The organism is Salinibacillus aidingensis (assembly GCF_039522525.1).
GTDB classification, from domain to species: Bacteria; Bacillota; Bacilli; order Bacillales; family Alkalibacillaceae; genus Salinibacillus; species Salinibacillus aidingensis.
Window position 1 is genome coordinate 1 of record NZ_BAAADO010000009.1, and the last position, 19,576, is coordinate 19,576.

Consider the following 19,576-nt stretch of genomic DNA (forward strand, 5'->3'; position numbering starts at 1 on the left):
ACCTGTTCCCATTCCGAACACAGTAGTTAAGCTCTCCAGCGCCGATGGTAGTTGGGGTTCTTCCCCTGCGAGAGTAGGACGCTGCTGGGCAATTAAAAAATCCTTAGAATCAATATGATTCTAAGGATTTTTTATCGGTTTAGATAGGATGACTATTCTATTCAAAATCAATCAATTATAAATCACCAAATGTTCAGTTTTAACCTACCCCTGAATACTCGATAATCATACTAAATTCTTACAATAATCTAATGCTACAATCTTGAAACGAGAACAATCTATAAATAATTTTTCCTATTGAAAGCGAATACATATGATGATAAAATTTGTATTAACATTCAGATAATATAGACATTTCGTAACGGATGCAGATTCCTTAACGAGTTTGTACCCCGTACGGAAGATGCTATGGTCCGGAGCGTGACAAGCGTGTACGATAAACAGACGTGTTATATTGTAGGGGAAGCTAAATCACCAGGGAATAACCCAATCATGAAGAACTATCACAGCTTTTTTGTCGGGTTTGTGGTAGATTCAAAAAATCATCGAATTATTGATGCAGAGTGTACCTCTATATTGGATATTACCTCAAGATTTATCCAAAGCATCTTCGTTGGTCAAAGTATATTCGATGAAGAGGGAGTCGCTGAGGAAATTCGTACACGTTATTATGGTTCATCTCAAAAGGCTTTAATTGTAGCTTATAAACAAGCACAACTAAAATATAAGGAATCCCTGGAAGTATAGGGAGGCTATTTTATCTTACTATTACGTGGATAAAACCCAGCCAACTTGAATTTTTTCTTGTTGGTTGGGTTTTTTATATGCATCAAAAACAAGTTTAAAGGGAGGAATGCACTTATGATTGATACTGGCTTTTTATACTTGGGAGTCATAATTGGCATGGCAGGTTTGGTAGCTTACCTGGAAACAAGTACCAAGAACAAATTTTTTAAGTTTGTACCGGGAATTGTCCTTATCTATTTTGGTGGTGCTCTATTAAAAACAACTGGTGTTATTGGGGCATCTGAGGAGGTTGATTCAACCTACAGTAATGTGCGTAATGCATTATTACCTATGTTGATTTTATTAATGCTATTAAACTGTGATTTACGAAAACTCGTAAAGCTGGGACCTAAGATGCTTATTGGTTACGTAGCAGCTTCTCTTAGTATTGTAGCTGGCTTTGTCATTACGTTTTTAATTTTCCGTGGACTTTATGCTCCTGAGACATGGCAGGCATTTGGTGCACTGGCAGGTAGTTGGACTGGTGGTTCAGCCAATATGGTTATCATCCAAGGGATATTAGAAGTACCTGAAAATATATTTGGTTATGCATTAATTATGGATACTGTTAACTATTCAACTTGGGTTATGATCATGTTCTGGCTTGTTCCATTTGCAGCACTGTTTAATAAATGGGTAAAGGCTGATACTTCCCATCTGGATGAAGTTACAGCGGATTTAAAGGAAGAACATGAGGAAAACAAGGGGAAATCCATATCATTTGTCCATTTGATGGGGTTAATATCACTCGCAATCTTTATTTCATCTCTGGCAGCCTTTATTGCCGAACTTCTCCCTGAATTTGGAACAGTGGTCAATGCCACTACCTGGACGATATTTATCGTATCAATCGTGGGTATTTTATTAGCCATGACTAAAATTTCTAAAGTTCCAGGTTCTTTGGATGTAGCAAACGTTTTTCTTTATATCGTGATTGCTTTAATTGCATCTCGCGCTGATTTTTCTCAACTGTTCCAAGCACCAATATACATCGTTTCTGGTTTTGTGATTTTAGCGATCCATGGTCTTCTTATGATGTTGATTGCTAAGTTATTCAAGTTGGATCTGTTCACACTGGGAGTTTCCAGTCTGGCCAATATCGGTGGAATGGCATCAGCTCCATTACTTGCTGGGGCTTACCATAGATCGTTAATTCCAATTGGTGTATTGATGGCGTTAGGTGGGTCGTTCCTGGGTACTTACTATGGATTGTTAGTAGCCAAACTTCTATCATTCTTGTAAGAGAGGAGATTAATACTTGGAAATGGAAATTATAGACTTACATTATGAAAAACGGCCAATTAAATTAAAACAGCCATTTATTACAGCACTTCGAAAGGTGACACAAATTGATGTAGTTGATGTATGTATTGAATTGAAGAATGGAATAAGGGGCAGGGGCTCTGCAGCCTCGACTCTCAAAATAACAGGTGAGTCGCTGGATGGAATACAAGAAATCATAAATCAAGCGTTAAAGCCAGCTGTGGTACATCAGGGTATTCAACAACTAACACATGTAATAACAGACATGGAAAAAAGCTGTGTGGGAAATTCGAGTGCAAAAGCAGCCGTTGAAATTGCCTTATACGATGCTTATTGTCAATATTATGATATTCCTTTATATAGTCTTCTTGGGGGTCAAATTCATTCCCTCGAAACCGATATGACAGTGAGTATTGACCAACCGGAAATGATGCAGAAAGAAGCTTTGAAGCGAGTGTCTGAGGGATTCGCTATCTTAAAATTGAAGGTAGGGAATGATGAAAAACTGGATTTCAAGCGTATCCAGCGAATATATGAAGCTGTTGGGGATGATATTTTATTACGTTTAGATGCCAATCAAGGATGGAGTAAAAAACAAGCTGTAAACATCATTCGGCAGTTAGAGCAGGATCAAATGGGCATTGAGCTCATCGAACAGCCTGTTCCTGCCGGGGATATAGAAGGTCTGAAATATATTCGGGATAGAGTGACAACTCCTATTATGGCTGATGAAAGTGTATTCTCACCAGCAGATGCCTTTCGTCTTTTAGAGATGGAGGCTGTAGATATGCTGAATATTAAATTGATGAAGATGGGTGGTATAAGACATGCATGGCAAATTGCGGATTTAAGTGAAGCAGCAGGGATTCCCTGTATGATTGGAAGTATGATGGAGTCAGTGGTATCTGTCACCGCAGCAGCTCATCTTGCGGCAGCCCATCCAAATATTACTCATTACGATCTGGATGCCCCACTGTGGATGTCTAATGAACCTGTTAAGGGAGGGATGACGTTCGAAGGGAGAAAAATCAAATTACCGGAAGCTTCTGGTATCGGTATCCAAACATAATCTTTTCGGAGGTGTGGTGTAATGAAACAGTTTTGTCAAACATGTCTTGCAGGTTTAATGTCTGTATTCGTTATGTTTGGGTTTAGTATTTCTGAAGAGGTTCAAGCTGAGGAAACAGGGCAGACAGCATATGTAGATGTTTCAGTGGCTACTCTCTGGTCAGAACCTAACGAAACAAGACCGGTTGATGCTCCATCTATAGGTAACCCGGTAGACATGTGGGAATGGACGACAGGCATGTCTTATGAACAAAAACTCTGGCTTGTAGGAAATCTCCAAACCCAGGCTTTGTATGGGCAGGAAGTAACGATTCTTGAAGAACAGGGAGATTGGGTCAAGGTAGCGGTACACGGACAGCCAACACCTAAAAATGATTTAGGTTATCCTGCCTGGATGCCAAAAAGTCAATTAGCAAATGATGCAAGCTTTTCTACCCTAAAGGACATTAAAGAATTTGCCCAAGTAACAGATCCAACTGCATGGCTATTTGAGGATAAACATCGAAGTGATAAATTCAAGGAAATCAGTTTTAACACGAGACTGCCTGTAGTTGCTGAAACAAAAGATGCCATCCTGGTAGCAACGCCTAGTGACGGGAAAAAGTGGATGTCACCTGATGCCGTTTCCATTTATTCTTCACAAGAGGATATTGAGAAACCAGATGGACAGAATTTAGTGGATACAGGACTTAAATTCTTAGGTTTACCTTATTTATGGGCTGGAACATCTGGCTTTGGTTTTGATTGTTCCGGCTTTACTCATACGATATTTAAAGCTCATGGTATTACGATTCCCAGAGATTCTTCCGTACAGGCCACCCATGGTACACCAGTAGAGAGAGATGATCTCCAAAAGGGGGATTTACTGTTTTTTGCCTATAATGAAGGTGAAGGAAGGGTGCATCATGTCGGAATGTATATGGGTAACGGTAAAATGATCCATTCACCAAATACAGCAAGTACTGTAGAAATCATTGATGTTTTTGAGTCTGACTACTATTCTTCTGAGTATGCCGGAGCTAGAAGGTATATTGATTGAAACATATAATTAAGGATGCATGAAATATTCATGTGTCCTTTTTCTTTTTCTTGCTTACCTTTTTAATATCAGCCTCAAATCGCTATGAGATATGTTAAAGTATTTATATGTAGTAGCAGATTTTGATGTATGGAAAAAGGGAGGAAACGGCTTTGCATCCATATTTCCTTATGATTTTTGTAGTATTGATGTATGCGGGGAACATCCTGACGGGTAAAGCCATTAATGAATTACCACCATTCACCATTGCGTTTTTTCGCTTATTAGTGGCATTTATAGTTATATTTCCTATTGGGTATAAAAGTGCCAGGGAATACACCGGCACCTTTCTGGAATATAAGAAACCCTTTTTAGTGATGACCTTAACCGGGATAACTTTTTTTAATACGTTTATTTATGGATCATTACAATTCACTACCGCTTCAAAAGTATCCATATTGGAAACCGTCATTCCTGTTGCGACTGTTATATTAAGCGCCATTTTCCTGAAAGAGCATTTGGGAAAGGTTCAATGGCTGGGGATTGTTTTATCCTTTGTTGGGGCACTGTGGGTGGTTATGGGTGGAAAAATAAGTACCCTTACAGGCCTGAACTGGAACATTGGTGATGCCATCATGATAGGGGCCATTTTTAGCTGGGCGATTTATTCTATTTTTGTCAAAAGGTATATGCATCAATTTCCTGCTTATGGTGCTCTTTTGGTGATGACGGGGATTTCGGTTATTGTATTATTTCCTCTGGTGATGCTGGAGTGGATGCTCACGGGAATTCCTGATCTTGCCCATGCAAATTTATGGTCGGGCTTATTATATCTGGGAATTTTCCCTTCGTTTATTGCATTGCTTTGTTATAATCGTGCTGTTGATCAGCTTGGTGCTTCGCAGGCTTCCATATTTTTAAATTTTCTGCCGGTCGTCACCATGACAGGCGCTTTTTTATGGCTGGGTGAACGAATCACATTTATGCAGGCAGCAGGTGCTCTGGTTGTTATCACGGGTGTCATCCTGACTACTCAGGTGAAAAAGAACATCAGCGTAAACGTAAAGGAACAGGCAGAAGGGGATCGACCAGCATTTAACAAGTGAAATTGTTAGACCATCCCTTTTTTGGTTATCCTATTATTGGGTGATAAAAATGAAGGCGACAGATTTTGAACAAAAGCGTTTTGATAAAGCGTTGGATGAAATCATTGATTTATTTAATAATATTGAAAATGATGTACCTATTATTCAATACAGTGATGATGTTGTTGAAAGTATAGAAAAAGCGAAGAAAAAATATGGGGAAGACACGATGAATGAACGTATTAATAATGTCGTAGGAGAAATGCTTTCGTGGCTGGATTTGGAGGATGTGGAACTGGAAGAAACTGTTGATGATGATACTGAAGGTGAAAACGAGGATAAAACATAAAAAGATGTTGTCCTCGTTTTTTTTTTTTATCTTTTCGACTTGCCTCATTTATGTTAGGATACATTTAATTTAACTGAAATTCTTTCTACTAAACTACTTGAAGGTAAAGTCCACATTTTAAAGGGAGTTGTGTACGATGAATCCAATTCTGCTTGATTTTCCCCATGAGTTTGAGACCGAACGCTTATTCATTCGAATGCCTGAACCTGGTGACGGAAAGACGGTTTACCCGGCGATTCAGGCATCCATAAATGAGTTGAAACAATGGTTGCCATTTGCCCAGAATAAACAGAGTGAGGAAGAAACAGAAATTAATATACGGGAAGCATATACAAAATTTTTACGGCGTGAGGATTTACGACTGCATATCTTTCTTAAGGAAACTGGAGAATTTGTGGGTTCTTCAGGCTTACATAACATCGATTGGGATATCCCTAAATTTGAAATTGGTTACTGGGTGCATACACATCACAGTGGCAGAGGTTATGTAAGAGAAGCTGTAGAGGGAATTACTAATTTGGCTTTTCGGGAGTTGAAAGCTAGGCGTATAGAAATCCAATGTGATGCTAAAAATCATAAAAGCCGTGCAATTCCCGAGAGATTAGATTTTAAACTGGAGGGAATTCTCAGGAATGATGAATTATCTGTTGATGGAAAAAGTCTTAGAGACACATGTATTTATTCAAAAATTAAACCATGAATAGAATCATAGAAAAAGCGTAACAGCTCATCACTGTTACGCTTTTTAAAGTTCTTATTGCGGTGGCTCGGTACCAAACCATTTTTTATAAATTTCAGCATAGGTGCCATTCTCCTTTAAGGTAGCCAATGCCTCATTCACCGGCTTAACCAGATCAGATCCTTTTGGAAAAGCAATACCATAGGGTTCACCCTGTAAAAGATCCCCAACGGTTTTCAGGCCTGTATCAGGGTTTTCTTTAATGTAATACTGTGCATTTGGCAAGTCATATAGAACGGCATCTAAACGGCCGCGTTGAAGATCCTGATAAGCCGTTACGATTTCAGGGAATGCTGAGACTTCAGCATCTGTATTTTCATTTAAGTAAATTTCACTCGTGGCACCGGTCTGAGCACCCACTTTCAGGCCATCGACATCATCGATGGATTGGATATCGGAGTCTTCCGGTACAACTAAAATGAGGCCTGAATCTAAGTATTTATCGGAAAAATCAATTTCCTGTTTCCGTTCTTCCGTTATGGAAATTCCGGAAATGGCCATAGGGTATTTACCTGTACGCATTCCGCCCAGCACACCATCAAACTCCATGGTTTCAAATTCAACGGTAAAGCCGGCTTCTTCGGCTATGGCGTTCATTAGGTCGATATCAAAGCCTTCCATTTCACCTGTCTCTGTATTCATAAATTCAAATGGGTGGAAATTTGGCTCGGTCGCTACAACATAGTGATGATCCTCCCCATCAGTTGAATCCTTATCACCGCCGGCCCCGGATCCATTTGAAGTTTCACTGGTACCACAGGCAGTGATCAATAGTATACCTAAGATAAAAACAAAGATTAAAAGTAAGCTTCTCTTCATGCTTACACTCCCCCCTGTATTTAAATAGATACCAACTATTATTCATATTCCCTTTAAAAAATGCCAAATTAAAAAAATATATGTAAGTTTTTCAGTAAATCATAAATTTCAATTGCGTGAAATTATACAGGATTTAGGATTTTATATATGCTTATTAGTCGTTTTCCTTAAAAAAATCACCTGAAATGGAATGATTTTATAAATTTGTATGAAACTATAGGAGGGTTTTGTCTTTGTCAGGAAAAGCTAATGAATGGATTTTTCCTGAAATATTGAAATATAGCGGTTCATAATAAAAAGCGGATGAATGAGGAACATCCGTAAACAGATATGATTCCCATACTGCAATCACTCATAAAGGAGAGGAATTCAGTAATGAAAGGCACGTTAGTTAAGGTTATAGCTGGTGGAATCATCCTGTCTTCCATTCCTCAAATGGGAGTACATGATCCTAAAGTAAAAGCGTCCGTAAGCACTGTTCCAGCCACAGTGAGTTTAACTGAGGATGACTTCACTCTCATTTCACAAAAGGTTTCTTCATCTGGAAGAAAGGAAACAGATTTGGAAGAGATCCAGAAGAATCTCCAGAAGTTAGGATACTACGCTGTACAAACCATGACAGGGAGCTATGATAGTCCGACAAAAGAAGCGATTCGGGATTTTCAAAGTGACTATGGATTAAACATTACAGGTACGGCAAATCAGGAAACTAGAAAAGCGATCGAACATGCAGTTGTTAAGCAGGAGCTGATTACAGATACGAAAAATTATTTGGGCGTTCCTTATGTGTGGGGAGGAACCACACCGTCCGGCTTTGATTGTTCAGGATTTGTATATTATATGTTTAATAAACATGGAGTGGATATGCCGCGGGACACATCAGCCGGGCTTTATACAAAGGGTGAGTTTGTTTCACAGCCTGAATTACAGCCTGGCGATTTAGTTTTTTATTCAGTAGATTCGGACAAGGTTACCCATGTCGGGTTTTATATCGGAAATAACGAATGGATTTCAGCGACAAGCTCTAAAGGGATTGCTATTTATTCCCTGGACAATTCTTATTGGTCTGATTATTACGAAGGAGCAAAAAGAATATATTAGTCATGAAAAAGGGGGAATCTCACCCCTATTTAATCATCGTTTGAAAAAGTTTGGGAAAATAAGGACATGAGCTCCTGATGTGCACGCTGAAAGTTTTGGTAAGCCTGTTCGCCTAAATACAGAGGATCGCGTTCAAAGAGGTTTTCAAAGGTCACTTCTCTGGCGACTTCCAATGAGCATATACGAGTGTTCATGACGAGTTTCATATAGGCTTTAAAATAGGCGATGCTTGGTGTGCCAGAACGGTTTAATTTCATTGTTTTTCACTCCTTAAATATAGTATAAGGAGTGAAAGCCGTTTTCACAATGATAACGTAAAAAACAGAGGGTGAAAGGACTGATCCAGAAAAATTCAGGATCAGTCCTTTTCGGTTTACTCCTGCTGTTTGGTTTTCCTGTCCGGAAATAAAAGACTGAAAAGGATGCCGAAAAAGCCTGCGATAAAGAAAGTAGAGAAGCGGGATGTGATGATACTGTCAAGAGGAGTGCTGATCCACAAAACTGTGAAAACAAATCCTGAAATGATCGTTGCGATAACTCCTGTACTTGAATAACGTTTCCAGAAAAAGGTCATAAGAATAGCGGGAGATAATGTACCGCCGACACCAGCCCATGCCCAGCTGACAATTAAGTAAACCAATGATTCTGAGGTCAGCGCGATAAGCATCCCTACAATTCCTGATACAAGTACGGTTATTCTGGAAACTTTTAATAGCTGCTGATCAGTGAGCTTAAGTCCAAGAGCCTTGTGAATAATATCTTCACTGACCGAACTTGTGACCACCATCAATTGGGAGTTCGCCGTAGTAATGATGGCAGCTAAAATTCCAGCAAGAAGTAAGCCCGCAATCCACGGAGGCATTAAGTCCAAAATCATGGTAGGTAAAATGGTTTCTACATCAGCAAAGCTTCCCTGGCTGTACATGGCAATCGCTGCAAGCCCAATGAGGAAGGCACCCGTGTAGGCTAAAATGGTCCAGATAATCGCTACATTTCTCGCCTGTTTTGCTTCTTTTTCGTTTTTTAAGGCCATAAAACGGGCGCTTAACTGCGGCTGTCCGCCTAAGTATCCAAAAAACCAGGAAAAGTTATTAAAAAATAAAATCCCTAAGGCAAAACCTGTGGTGCCACCAAACCAGGAATTAAAAGAATCCCCGGCGGTTACCAGTGATTGACTGATAGACAGGTCATTTGTGGAAACATAGATTAGAGCAATAATAGGAAGGACGCAGAGAGTGATTAACATCATGAGGCTTTGGATCATATCCGTCCATACAACAGAAAGAAATCCTCCAAAAAAGGCAATTCCAAGGACAACAATTGTGGCTAAAAGAATCCCCAGAGTATGGTCCATATTGAAGGAGGTAAAGAACAGCTTTCCTGCTCCTGCAAGCTGTGCACCTACATAAAACATAAAAAAGCCTGCAATTAAAATACTTGCTATCCAGCGAATCATATTGGCTTTTTCACCAAAATTGCTGGCTAAGTAATCAGGTAAGGTCAAAACCCCATGCTTATCGGTTTCATCCATAAACCGTCTGGCTAAAAAGATCCATGCAAAGATGATCCCGACAGCAATCCCAATGGCTACCCAAATTCCGGCCAGTCCGGTCGTAAACACAAAGCCGGTAAACCCGAGTAAGAGCCAGGCAGATTCCCCTGTAGCTCGTTCAGAAAAGGCCAGAGCCCAGCCCGGGAGTTTCTTTCCACCCAACAAGTATACGGAGTGATTCATCTTTGTACGACTTGTGTAATACGCAATACCAATCATGACAACAAAGTACAAAATGAACTCTGTGAGAATAATGGAATTCATATTTCACCCTCCTCATCAAGTTTTTAGCATACGTTATGAGTAAGCGCTTACATTTTAAAGTTTAAAAAATCATACACTCAATTCACGTATGCATTTATCGTTTCATATATATGAGAGGTTGTTTGCTAATCATGCATACATTTTTTACTAATGCTTGGTGAGAGCTTAATCACCGCTGCGGGAATATACTTCGCTTTCAATAGCTTTATAAAAAGGTGTTTACCTAATTAGTAAACACCTTAAAGACTTGCTATTTTCTTTTGCTCATTCTGCCGATTAGAAAGGCTCCGGCTGCTATTCCGAGGATGGTATTTGTTTTTTTGTTAAATACTTGTTTAGCCACCAGTTGAATGTTCTGAGGGCGTTCTGCTAATCGTCTCATAAAATATCCATACCAGTCTGTGCCAAAGGGGACATAGGTACAGAAGTTATAGCCTTCATTTGTAAGCCGGAGCTGCAGATCATTCCGGAAACCGTAAAGCATTTGAAATTCAAACTTTTCTTTAGGGATGTTGTACTTGGCTGTGAAGTTTTTGACATGGTTAATAATCCGATGGTCATGAGTGGCAATGGATGTGAATTTTCCGTGTTTCAAATGATATTCAATAAGACTGATTAAATTTTGATCAATTTCTTCCTTATCCTGATAGGCAACATCCTCAGACTCTTTATAAGCTCCTTTTACCAGGCGTAAGCGGTAGTCCTTATATTTTTCTATATAGTCCTGTGCTTCGTAAAAATAAGACTGAATTACCGTTCCTATATTCGTATAATCCTGTGAAAGCCTGTCGATAAGCTGGAAGGCTGAATGGAGATGATTGTAATCCTCCATATCAAAATTAACAAAAATACCGTATTGATCGGCCTTTCTTACGATTTCTCTTAAATTTTCCAGACAAAACTGTTTATCAATATCCTGACCTAATTGCGTTGGTTTTAAAGAAATGTGTGCGTCGACATGATGGGTATGAATCGCTTCAATGACTTCTAAGATTTCATTTTTTGCTTGGATTGCTGACTCTTTTTCAGAAACAAATTCACCTAAGCTGTCAATCGTGCAGGAAATTCCCTTCGCATTCAGCTGTTTTACGCTTTCAATCATTTCTTCCACATTTGTTCCAGCTACGACAGACTGAGCCCCTAATTTCAGGCCATACTTTTTTGCAAGCGCATTCATAATTTTGTTTTCTGACAGACCAATAAAAAAGTTTCTTAGATTCATAGCGCATCCCTCTGTTTGTATGGTTTTCTTTATTATAACACAAATTTGTAATTTAAAGTTAATTTAAAAAATTATGAAAAGGGATCAGATAGGCTCTTTCACCATTTTGATAAAAGCCGCCCCGTTCATTCACTGGACGTTTATCCATACAATAAAATGAAGTAAATTCATGACATAATTGATAGATCAGGAGGGATAGGAGTGGTCGCTGTAAAATCATCTGATCGCAATCCACAGGGAAAACCTAAATTATTTTTGCAGTCCATCGGCAATGAGTCTGTAAACCAACATTTATTTTGTCACAATATGGAAGAGGAGGAGCGTGAAAATCAAAGAAAGGAAATCCATCATTTGAAGAAGTCGATTAAGAACTATCACCATCTTTTACAGCAAATAGCTGGAAATGTTTTCTCTTTAAGAAGAACATTAAATCATTCCGTAAAAGATCACATCAAGTTACAAAATGAAGTAGGTCAGCTTACAGAGCTTGAGGAAAGGACAAAAAAAGACTTTTCCAGAAAATTAACGCAGCTCATTCGAAAGCAGCAACTAAATGAGCACCATTTTTTGGATCGTTTTGAGCGAAATGAAAAAATGAATGATCGGCTGCAGGAACAGCTTCAGGAACAGAAATCGAGCCAGCAGGTGATGAGACGAGAACACAGAAAAAAATATCAGGAAATGGATCATTCCTTACAGCACCTTAAACAGCATGAGAAAAGGATGTGGGGGGAAATGGAGCTCGTCAATCAACAGATCCAGGATATTAATACAGAGGTGCAGGACTATCAAAATCAAACAGATCATCGGCTCCAATCCTATGATGAAAGGCTTCAGGAAATTGATGATTTGTATAAGGACGAACATCCCTATGTTCAATTATTAAAATCACTGCCCCCGAATTATCCAGTTCGCCGTCTGTTCGTAAATGGGACTATTATACCTGTATCTCATTTTGTTCGTTATGATCCAATTAAAAGAATGGCGTATTTTAATAATGATAACCAGGTTAAAACGATAGATTCAGAGAACATTGAAGGGATTATATTTTAAACCATCAGAGAATCCAAGACATAGCGTATTTGCATATATTCTGAAAAGGCTGTGAGGTTGCAGCCTGTTTTTTGTTCTTCTGTTTTTGACAGGTTTAGACGTATATTCCTTTATTTACATCAGGCAAAATCTTTTTCTTATAAGCTTAGATTAAGTAAACTACTAGAGTAATTAAAGTTTATTAGATGAGGGATAAATGTTGAAACAAGTATATACAGACATATTTCAATATAGAGGAAGTCATTATGATTTTGGCTATCAGCAAGGGGAATGGTTAAAGCATTCTCCAATTTTATCGAAAAGAGAAAAGCAGCTCGGGTCTAAAAAAGAGCGTCATTTTAAGATTGACCAGGATCAGGTGATTTCGGCAATCAAAACTTTTATTCCGGGAGTTTTGGAAGAAATTTATGGTCTTGCTGATGCTCTGGAAATGAACATGGAGGAGGCTCTCCGTGAATTTGGTGGCTATTATTTAGAATATGGAAAGAGCGGTTGTTCAATTTTTACCGGGAAGGATTATCTGATCCGTAATTACGACAGTCATCCGGTTTCCTATGAAGGAAGGTATATGCTGTATCAGCCGACAGATGGTGGCTATGCGACACTTGGTCCTGCGATGCAAATTACCGGACGTATGGATGGTATGAATGAAAAAGGACTGGTGATGGGCTATAATTTTGTTCATCGAAAAAAGGGTGAGGATGGCTTTATTTGCAATATGATTGGTCGAATCATTTTAGAAACCTGTGCGAATGTGGAGGAGGGGATTCAAGTTTTAAAGGAGCTCCCACATCGCCACTCGTTTAATTATGTATTGCTGGATTCTACAGGGAAACGTGTTGTGGTTGAGGCCTCTCCCAGAAGCGTATCCTATCGGAAATCAAATATAAGCACCAATCATTTTGAATTAATAACGGAGGAAAATCGGTACCGCACCGATGAGTCCCGGGAAAGAAAAATGAACATCCTTTCAAAGGGAGAAGAGCTGGAAGATGGTTATCAGGCCTTCAGAATGATGAATGATTCAGATCAAGGAGTTTTTTCCTCCAAATATGATGCATGGGCAGGTACGCTTCACACAGCTGCTTATTTTCCCGAAGACATGAAGGCAGCCTTTGCCATAGGGGCGGATCGTTACCCTGTGATTTTTGATTTCTCTAAATGGTTAAAGGGAGAAAGAGTAAATGTGAAAAAAGTTAAAGGTCAACTGGAGCCGGATATACCCTTTCTAAATATGCATGAGTAAGTCATTATTGATTGATTTCCCGCAAAGAACGTTTTACAATGAAACTATATAATCAAATACATTCTACTAGGGGAGCCTGTGTGGCAGGCTGAGAAAAAAGCGTGAAGACTTTTTGACCCTCAGGACCTGATCTGGATCATGCCAGCGTAGGGAAGTAGCTTCTTTATAAGTATACTGACAGACAAACCAGGTCCATAGTGGCCTGTTTTTTTTATGGATAAAAATTACGCGTGGCTCCCTGAATATTAAGGAGGAAAAGGAATGTTTGAAAAGCTTACAAGTTTAAGAGAGAAACAGCCTTTAGTCCATAATATTACAAATGTTGTGGTGACCAATTTTACGGCTAATGGTCTGTATGCTCTGGGGGCTTCTCCAGTTATGGCTTATGCAAAAGAGGAAGTCGCAGAAATGGCCCGGATATCCGGATCCGTGGTATTAAATATTGGAACCTTAACGAAAGATCAGGTCGATGCCATGCTGATTGCAGGTAAATCCGCAAACGATCATGGAGTACCAGTTGTGCTGGATCCTGTTGGTGCGGGTGCAACAACATATCGTACCCAAACAGCAAAAAGAATATTAGAAGAGATTGATGTCACCCTTGTTCGTGGGAATGCTGGTGAAATTTCCAATATAGCAGGCGAACAGATAAGGATGAAAGGTGTAGATGGAGGAGATACCGAAGCCAACACGATTGAATTAGCACAGAAGGCAGCCCAATTATTTGAATGTACAGTGGTGATTACAGGGGAAACAGATGTAATTTCAGATGGGAAGGGAACCTGTACCGTTTTAAATGGTGACCCGCTGCTTACTCAAGTGACCGGAACAGGGTGCTTATTATCATCTGTTCTTGGTGCATTCCTTGCTGTTGACGGGGATATTGTCGGAACTGCTACTGCCGGTGTTTCTTTTTATGGAATTGCGGCAGAGAAAGCAGCTGAAAAATGTGCCTGGAATGAACCTGGACGCTTTCAAATGGAATTCTTAAATGAACTGGCTAAACTTACAGAGAGTGATGAATCCTTAGCAAAAATACAACATCTGACAGAGGAGGGACACCATGAACGTATCTAAAGCCTTAACCATTGCGGGTTCTGATAGTGGAGGGGGAGCAGGTATACAGGCTGATTTGAAAACATTCCAGGAACTAGGTGTATATGGAATGTCTGCATTAACAGCAGTAACTGCTCAAAATACGTTAGGAGTACAGGGGGTATATCCGGTTTCCATTGAAGGAATCAACGATCAAATCGATGCCATTGGTCAGGATCTTGGAACGAATGCTGTAAAAACAGGCATGCTTCATTCAAGCGAAGTGATTGAAGCGGTGAGTGAAAAAATTATGGAGTATCAATTCCCGAATCTTGTTGTTGATCCAGTGATGGTAGCCAAAGGCGGTGCAAAGCTGTTACAGGATGAAGCCGTGGAAACATTGGTCAATAGGCTGATTCCTTTAGCCGCTGTTGTTACGCCAAATTTGCCGGAAGCTGAAATCATTACCAACCGTAAAATTCAATCGTTGGATGACAAAAAGGAAGCAGCCCGACAAATCATTGAATCAGGGGCCGTATCGGTTGTGATGAAGGGTGGTCATGAAGAGACTGCTGAAGTTACCGATTTATTTTATGATGGGGAAACCTTTTTGGAGCTTACATCCCCAAGAATCAATACCCGGCATACCCACGGAACGGGATGCACGTTCTCATCCGCTATAGCAGCAGAGCTTGCCAGAGGAAATGATTTAGACAAAGCTGTCATTCAGGCAAAATCATTTATTCGGGCAGCCATCGAACATCCTTTAGAAATTGGAGCAGGTCACGGTCCGACCAATCATTGGGCCTATAAGCAGCAGATAAGAGGTGTGCAGCCATGAAACAGCAGAAGATTGAAGAGCATCTATCCTTATATTTTATTATGGGAAGTGCGAATTGTGGGAATCGCGATCCTGTCGATGTGCTGAAACAGGCGATCGACGGAGGGATTACACTCTTTCAATATCGTGAAAAAGGGGAAGCTGCACTTAAAGACAGGGAAAAATACCGACTGGCAGAAAAGCTCCAAAGGGTTTGTGCAGATGCAGAAATTCCCTTTATGGTTAATGATGATGTGGAACTTGCGATTGAATTAGATGCAGATGGGGTCCATGTAGGTCAGGATGATGAAGCGGCAAGGTTTGTTCGCAGGAGAATGGGGAATAAAATTTTAGGTGTCTCAGCCCATACAATAGATGAAGCCCACCAGGCCATTCATGATGGGGCAGATTATCTGGGAATAGGGCCGATTTTTCCAACCGCATCCAAAGCTGATGCCAAGAAGGCTCAGGGCCCAGAGTTGATTAAACATTTCCGTAATCAGGAAATAAACGTACCCATTGTGGGAATTGGCGGCATAACATCAGCAAATGCGCAAGAGGTTATTGAAGCGGGAGCAGATGGTGTATCTGTCATATCAGCAATAGCAGGAGCTGAAAATATCCAAAAGGCAACGGAGGAGCTTAAAACAAAGCTTCGATAAAAAATTAAAGAGGTTGGGACATTAGTCTTCCGCTTTGTCATAAACCAAATGACAGGCTACCCTAGCGAAGTATATTTCCGTAGCGGTAGATTTCTACACCTATCATAATTCGGATTTTTCTTTAGTGAAAAAACTTTTGTCCCAGCCTCTTCTTATAAAGTGATGGAGGAGTTCCGGGTTTAAGAGGGTACATTTTCTTCAATATAAGGGACAGATTTTTTTTCATCTGCTGAGGAAAGAAAGGCTTGTAAGGCTTCTGCATTCTTTTCTGCTTCCTGATACCCCTGGATGTAAAGCTGTTCAAGCTTTTGATGACTCTTTTCAATACGACTGGCTGCCAGAGGTGCTTCAGGCTGCATTATAAATACCTTATTTTGTTTCTCCATCTCTCTTAACTGATGCATGGTCTGATTGTAAAGAATATGACGATTCTGTAAGAGATTTCTTAATTCAGGTTTGTCTTTAAAAAGACGTTTGTATAGCCAATTCAGCTTTGTAGCTTTTTTGGTATAGCCTTTATTTCTTGTAAGAATCACAACATGTTTTTTCATGCCACGATCGATGAGAGGTTGAATAGGAATAGGGTTTGATACCCCGCCATCCATAAGATCCAATCCTTCATAATGGACACTTTGGGAGAGAACAGGCAGTGAACAGGAAGCTCGAATAATTGTAAATAAATCCTCTTTCTCATTAAATGAATCATAATATAAAGGCTTTCCTGTATTAATGTCTGTGGTTCCAATAATAAATTGTGATTTTGCCTGGGTAAAGGCCTCAAAATCCAAAGGTACAATCTTGTTGGGGACTTTATCAAATATATACTCCATATTAAATAATTCTCTCTTTTGGAACATGCGTTTAAAAGAAATGGACTCAGGATTTTTTCCTAACTCCTTCAGAATTTTATAATTGCGATCTCTTTGTCCGGTTATGTATGAGCTTCCGATTAAAGCTCCTGCTGATGCAGTAGCTACATAGGGAAATTCGATGTTTTTATCCATAAAAAAGTCCAGCACCCCAACTGTATAGGCACATCTCATGCCTCCACCTTCTAGCATAAGTCCAGTATGATGTTCCAAAGCGCACACTTCCTTATTCCAAAATTAATGAAAAAATGTCAGTCTCTATTAGTCTATCAAAATTACAGGAAATACTCTAGTTCAGGGCCTTTTGCTCATAAATATGATTATTGGATATTTTTGAAGTAATATTCTGATTTCGTAAAATGAAAAACCCATATACTTCATTCAATGTAAGGAATGCTAAATTATGACGGAATTATACAAATTGACTTATACGTAAATCAAAACAGGAAGTGGCGACCATAAGTCAATGGGGCAGAGCCTGGTCCCTGTCTGCTAATTTCCCCAGTATAGCCCTCGTTTACCATCCATTCCCGCTATCTTTTCTACTAAAATCGTCATATAATCAATTTGTGAGAGAAAATAAGCGAGGCTGACTTGCAGAAATGTAAGTTCGTAAAGCTGGTGAGACTAAGGTAAGTGTGAACTATGCCTCCTGGCTGCCTACGAACATCGATTGCAAGTATTGAAGTCTTTCATATTATTTTTTCACAAAATAATATTTTAGGAGGAAATTCAATGCTTAATAAATTTAAAAAATTAGCTCCAGTTGTGATGGTTGGTATTTTGGCTTTTGGAAATTCAGTGTTTGCAGCAACCACAGAAACGAGTACACAATTAGATAGTGGAAGCTTGGATGTGACAAGCTTACCTGCGACAGCATCCTTTGATACAAAAACGTTAACAGGAACAACCGATGAACTAACTACAACTTTTACTTCTCCATTAACCCTTAAAGATGCTCGAGGCACAGGTGCTGGGTGGATTCTTCAGGCATCAGCTGCTCAATTAACGGATAACACAGCCGATACTCTTGGGAAACCACTTCCATTTGAATCTCTGTCTCTAACATTAGATCAGTCAAACTTGACAGCTGCAGTAAATTCAGGATCATCTGTTGAGAATGTAGCGGTAAACGCAGGAACTCATACTTTAGATAATAGTGATTCTTCAAAGGTTGATTTAGTAGAAGCCCTACCTGATTATGGAATGGGTACGTATGACCTGAATTTTAATACGGATGCTTTAAAGTTATCCTTGAATCCTGGAACAACTTATAAAGGTACGTATACAACAACGATTAACTGGAACCTGCAGGCATCAGGTCCAAGTCTGTAAAATTGAATATTTTAAGTATCCCTTTAAACAACCATGAGAAATCATGGTTGTTTTTATTTTTTTGGGAAAGCTATCTTAGATGAGGTGATGAGTTTGAAGCGGCAAATATTCATGATTATTTTTATATTTATGATTATTTTTCCCATTGTTGCTCAGGCCGATTCTGCCCCAATCACGGTAGAGCCGATTTTGCCTGATCAGCAGAAGCAGGGAGTGAAGGGTTATTATCATTTAGAGCTTAATGAAGGGAGACGGGTGCAGCTCCAGGTTCAGGTATCCAATCAAACGGATCAGCCTGTTACTGTATTACTTACCCCTCTAAATGCATATTCGAACCCGGCGAAATCAACGGGGATTCAGTACAACGAACAAGATACAGAAAGACATCAGCTGCTAAATAAGTCATTGTCCATGAAGAAGCATCTTCAGCAGAAAGAAGTGGACATGAAGGCTAACGAGACGAAATCTGTACCCTTTACCGTGGATTTATCAGGGGTTCATGAGGGACAATGGTTAGGGGCCATACAGGTTTCAACCATAGATCAAGCCGACAATACACAGACTATGACAGAGAATGAGACGAATGTGGTGATTAAACATCAATTTACCTATACCATCCCGATAGAGATTGATTTTAACCAAGTACCAGAAACGGATTTTTCCTTTGGGGATGTACGCTTTGATTACCCGGCAGGTGGTACGGAGCTTCTTATTGAAATGCAGAACCCCACAACAGGAATCGTCAGAGATATTAGTGTTACCTACAGACTTGAGGCTGCAAGTGGAGAAGTTTTATTAGATGGAGGTATGGAATCATTCGGCTTGGTACCTAATACGTCGGCCGCCGTTCCAATTAAGTGGGATCGCTCTCCATTAGGACCTGGGGAATACACATTATTTCTGGAAGCTGTATATGATGGGAAAAAAATAACCGATGAAAAGGAGCTTGTCATCAATCGGAAAGAATCAGAAAAAATGGAAGAAAGCATAGATGCTGATGAAGAAGAAACGAATACTTTTTCTATACCTATGTGGGTAATTATAGTTCTTGGACTACTTTTAGCGGTTATATTCGTATTTCTCGGCGTATGGATAGGAAGGAGAAGAGCAGATTAAAGTTGGTGTCGATGGAATGGACCACTTTTTAACATAATAACCAGAAATCAGGGAGATACTAATTGCAGGAATTTCCATTTAGTTATATCAGTACAATTTTTGAAAGAAGTGATCTCCTTGCATTTTTTGCTTATCTCATGGCTGCTATATTTAAATATAAAAGCAAGAAGCTGG

General features: G+C 39.6%; 20 protein-coding genes, 1 rRNA gene and 1 riboswitch. Of the genes, 16 read left to right on the plus strand and 5 right to left on the minus strand.

Going from position 1 to position 19,576, the window contains the following annotated elements:
• From rrf to ABD006_RS16465, 8 genes are all read left to right on the plus strand, one after another.
• A 5S ribosomal RNA gene (rrf, locus tag ABD006_RS16430) occupies nt 1-90 on the plus strand; the annotation flags it as partial.
• A 318-nt stretch (nt 91-408) separates the two neighbouring features.
• Nucleotides 409-747 (plus strand): DUF3870 domain-containing protein, encoded by a 339-nt coding sequence (locus ABD006_RS16435; protein WP_343843427.1) that lies wholly within the window; start codon nt 409-411, stop codon nt 745-747.
• Between the two features lie 114 nt (nt 748-861).
• Complete coding sequence (locus tag ABD006_RS16440) at nt 862-2,028, plus strand: DUF819 family protein (RefSeq protein WP_343843430.1); 1,167 nt, start codon at nt 862-864, stop codon at nt 2,026-2,028.
• Nucleotides 2,029-2,050: 22 nt separating this feature from the next.
• Entirely contained in the window at nt 2,051-3,118 is a 1,068-nt protein-coding gene (locus ABD006_RS16445) for a dipeptide epimerase (RefSeq protein WP_343843663.1), read from the plus strand.
• Nucleotides 3,119-3,139: 21 nt separating this feature from the next.
• The gene (locus ABD006_RS16450) at nt 3,140-4,156 is read left to right on the plus strand and encodes a C40 family peptidase (protein ID WP_425542241.1); all 1,017 of its coding nucleotides are present in this window, start codon (nt 3,140-3,142) and stop codon (nt 4,154-4,156) included.
• 170 nt (nt 4,157-4,326) lie between these two features.
• Nucleotides 4,327-5,241, plus strand: a complete 915-nt coding sequence (locus ABD006_RS16455) for a DMT family transporter (protein ID WP_343843433.1) — start codon at nt 4,327-4,329, stop codon at nt 5,239-5,241.
• Nucleotides 5,242-5,290: 49 nt separating this feature from the next.
• The gene (locus ABD006_RS16460; RefSeq protein WP_343843436.1) at nt 5,291-5,569 is read left to right on the plus strand and encodes a hypothetical protein; all 279 of its coding nucleotides are present in this window, start codon (nt 5,291-5,293) and stop codon (nt 5,567-5,569) included.
• 136 nt (nt 5,570-5,705) lie between these two features.
• Nucleotides 5,706-6,269 carry a GNAT family N-acetyltransferase gene (locus ABD006_RS16465; RefSeq protein WP_343843438.1) on the plus strand — a complete coding sequence of 188 codons (564 nt, stop codon included), beginning with the start codon at nt 5,706-5,708 and terminating at the stop codon, nt 6,267-6,269.
• Between the two features lie 54 nt (nt 6,270-6,323).
• On the opposite strand, the gene ABD006_RS16470 is transcribed toward ABD006_RS16465, so the two are convergent.
• On the minus strand, nt 6,324-7,127 hold the full coding sequence (locus ABD006_RS16470; protein ID WP_343843441.1) for a transporter substrate-binding domain-containing protein: 804 nt from the start codon (nt 7,125-7,127) through the stop codon (nt 6,324-6,326).
• 375 nt (nt 7,128-7,502) lie between these two features.
• Between ABD006_RS16470 and ABD006_RS16475 the strand changes: the two genes are divergently transcribed.
• Nucleotides 7,503-8,228, plus strand: a complete 726-nt coding sequence (locus tag ABD006_RS16475; RefSeq protein ID WP_343843444.1) for a C40 family peptidase — start codon at nt 7,503-7,505, stop codon at nt 8,226-8,228.
• Nucleotides 8,229-8,257: 29 nt separating this feature from the next.
• On the opposite strand, the gene ABD006_RS16480 is transcribed toward ABD006_RS16475, so the two are convergent.
• The 3 genes from ABD006_RS16480 to ABD006_RS16490 all read right to left on the minus strand — a co-directional run bounded on the left by ABD006_RS16480 (nt 8,258) and on the right by ABD006_RS16490 (nt 11,266).
• Nucleotides 8,258-8,485, minus strand: a complete 228-nt coding sequence (locus ABD006_RS16480; protein WP_343843446.1) for a hypothetical protein — start codon at nt 8,483-8,485, stop codon at nt 8,258-8,260.
• Between the two features lie 116 nt (nt 8,486-8,601).
• A complete protein-coding gene (locus ABD006_RS16485) occupies nt 8,602-10,044 on the minus strand; it encodes a sodium/proline symporter (RefSeq protein WP_343843449.1) in 1,443 nt (480 codons plus the stop codon).
• 250 nt (nt 10,045-10,294) lie between these two features.
• Complete coding sequence (locus ABD006_RS16490; RefSeq protein ID WP_343843452.1) at nt 10,295-11,266, minus strand: proline dehydrogenase family protein; 972 nt, start codon at nt 11,264-11,266, stop codon at nt 10,295-10,297.
• 201 nt (nt 11,267-11,467) lie between these two features.
• On the opposite strand from ABD006_RS16490, the gene ABD006_RS16495 reads away from it, so the two are divergent.
• The 5 genes from ABD006_RS16495 to thiE all read left to right on the plus strand — a co-directional run bounded on the left by ABD006_RS16495 (nt 11,468) and on the right by thiE (nt 16,082).
• Nucleotides 11,468-12,319 carry a hypothetical protein gene (locus ABD006_RS16495; RefSeq protein WP_343843455.1) on the plus strand — a complete coding sequence of 284 codons (852 nt, stop codon included), beginning with the start codon at nt 11,468-11,470 and terminating at the stop codon, nt 12,317-12,319.
• 199 nt (nt 12,320-12,518) lie between these two features.
• The gene (locus tag ABD006_RS16500; protein ID WP_343843458.1) at nt 12,519-13,565 is read left to right on the plus strand and encodes a C45 family autoproteolytic acyltransferase/hydrolase; all 1,047 of its coding nucleotides are present in this window, start codon (nt 12,519-12,521) and stop codon (nt 13,563-13,565) included.
• Nucleotides 13,566-13,623: 58 nt separating this feature from the next.
• Nucleotides 13,624-13,735, plus strand: a riboswitch (TPP riboswitch).
• A 91-nt stretch (nt 13,736-13,826) separates the two neighbouring features.
• The gene (thiM, locus tag ABD006_RS16505; protein ID WP_343843461.1) at nt 13,827-14,642 is read left to right on the plus strand and encodes a hydroxyethylthiazole kinase; all 816 of its coding nucleotides are present in this window, start codon (nt 13,827-13,829) and stop codon (nt 14,640-14,642) included.
• Nucleotides 14,629-15,441 (plus strand): bifunctional hydroxymethylpyrimidine kinase/phosphomethylpyrimidine kinase, encoded by an 813-nt coding sequence (thiD, locus tag ABD006_RS16510; RefSeq protein WP_343843464.1) that lies wholly within the window; start codon nt 14,629-14,631, stop codon nt 15,439-15,441. Before thiM ends, thiD begins: the two co-directional genes overlap by 14 nt.
• A complete protein-coding gene (gene thiE / locus ABD006_RS16515; protein ID WP_343843467.1) occupies nt 15,438-16,082 on the plus strand; it encodes a thiamine phosphate synthase in 645 nt (214 codons plus the stop codon). The genes thiD and thiE overlap by 4 nt, the downstream gene beginning before the upstream one ends.
• A gap of 179 nt (nt 16,083-16,261) precedes the next feature.
• On the opposite strand, the gene ABD006_RS16520 is transcribed toward thiE, so the two are convergent.
• Nucleotides 16,262-17,164 carry a patatin-like phospholipase family protein gene (locus tag ABD006_RS16520; protein ID WP_343843470.1) on the minus strand — a complete coding sequence of 301 codons (903 nt, stop codon included), beginning with the start codon at nt 17,162-17,164 and terminating at the stop codon, nt 16,262-16,264.
• Nucleotides 17,165-17,686: 522 nt separating this feature from the next.
• On the opposite strand from ABD006_RS16520, the gene ABD006_RS16525 reads away from it, so the two are divergent.
• A complete protein-coding gene (locus ABD006_RS16525) occupies nt 17,687-18,286 on the plus strand; it encodes a WxL domain-containing protein (protein WP_343843472.1) in 600 nt (199 codons plus the stop codon).
• Between the two features lie 111 nt (nt 18,287-18,397).
• A complete protein-coding gene (locus tag ABD006_RS16530; protein WP_343843475.1) occupies nt 18,398-19,402 on the plus strand; it encodes a WxL protein peptidoglycan domain-containing protein in 1,005 nt (334 codons plus the stop codon).
• Nucleotides 19,403-19,576 lie beyond the last annotated feature (174 nt).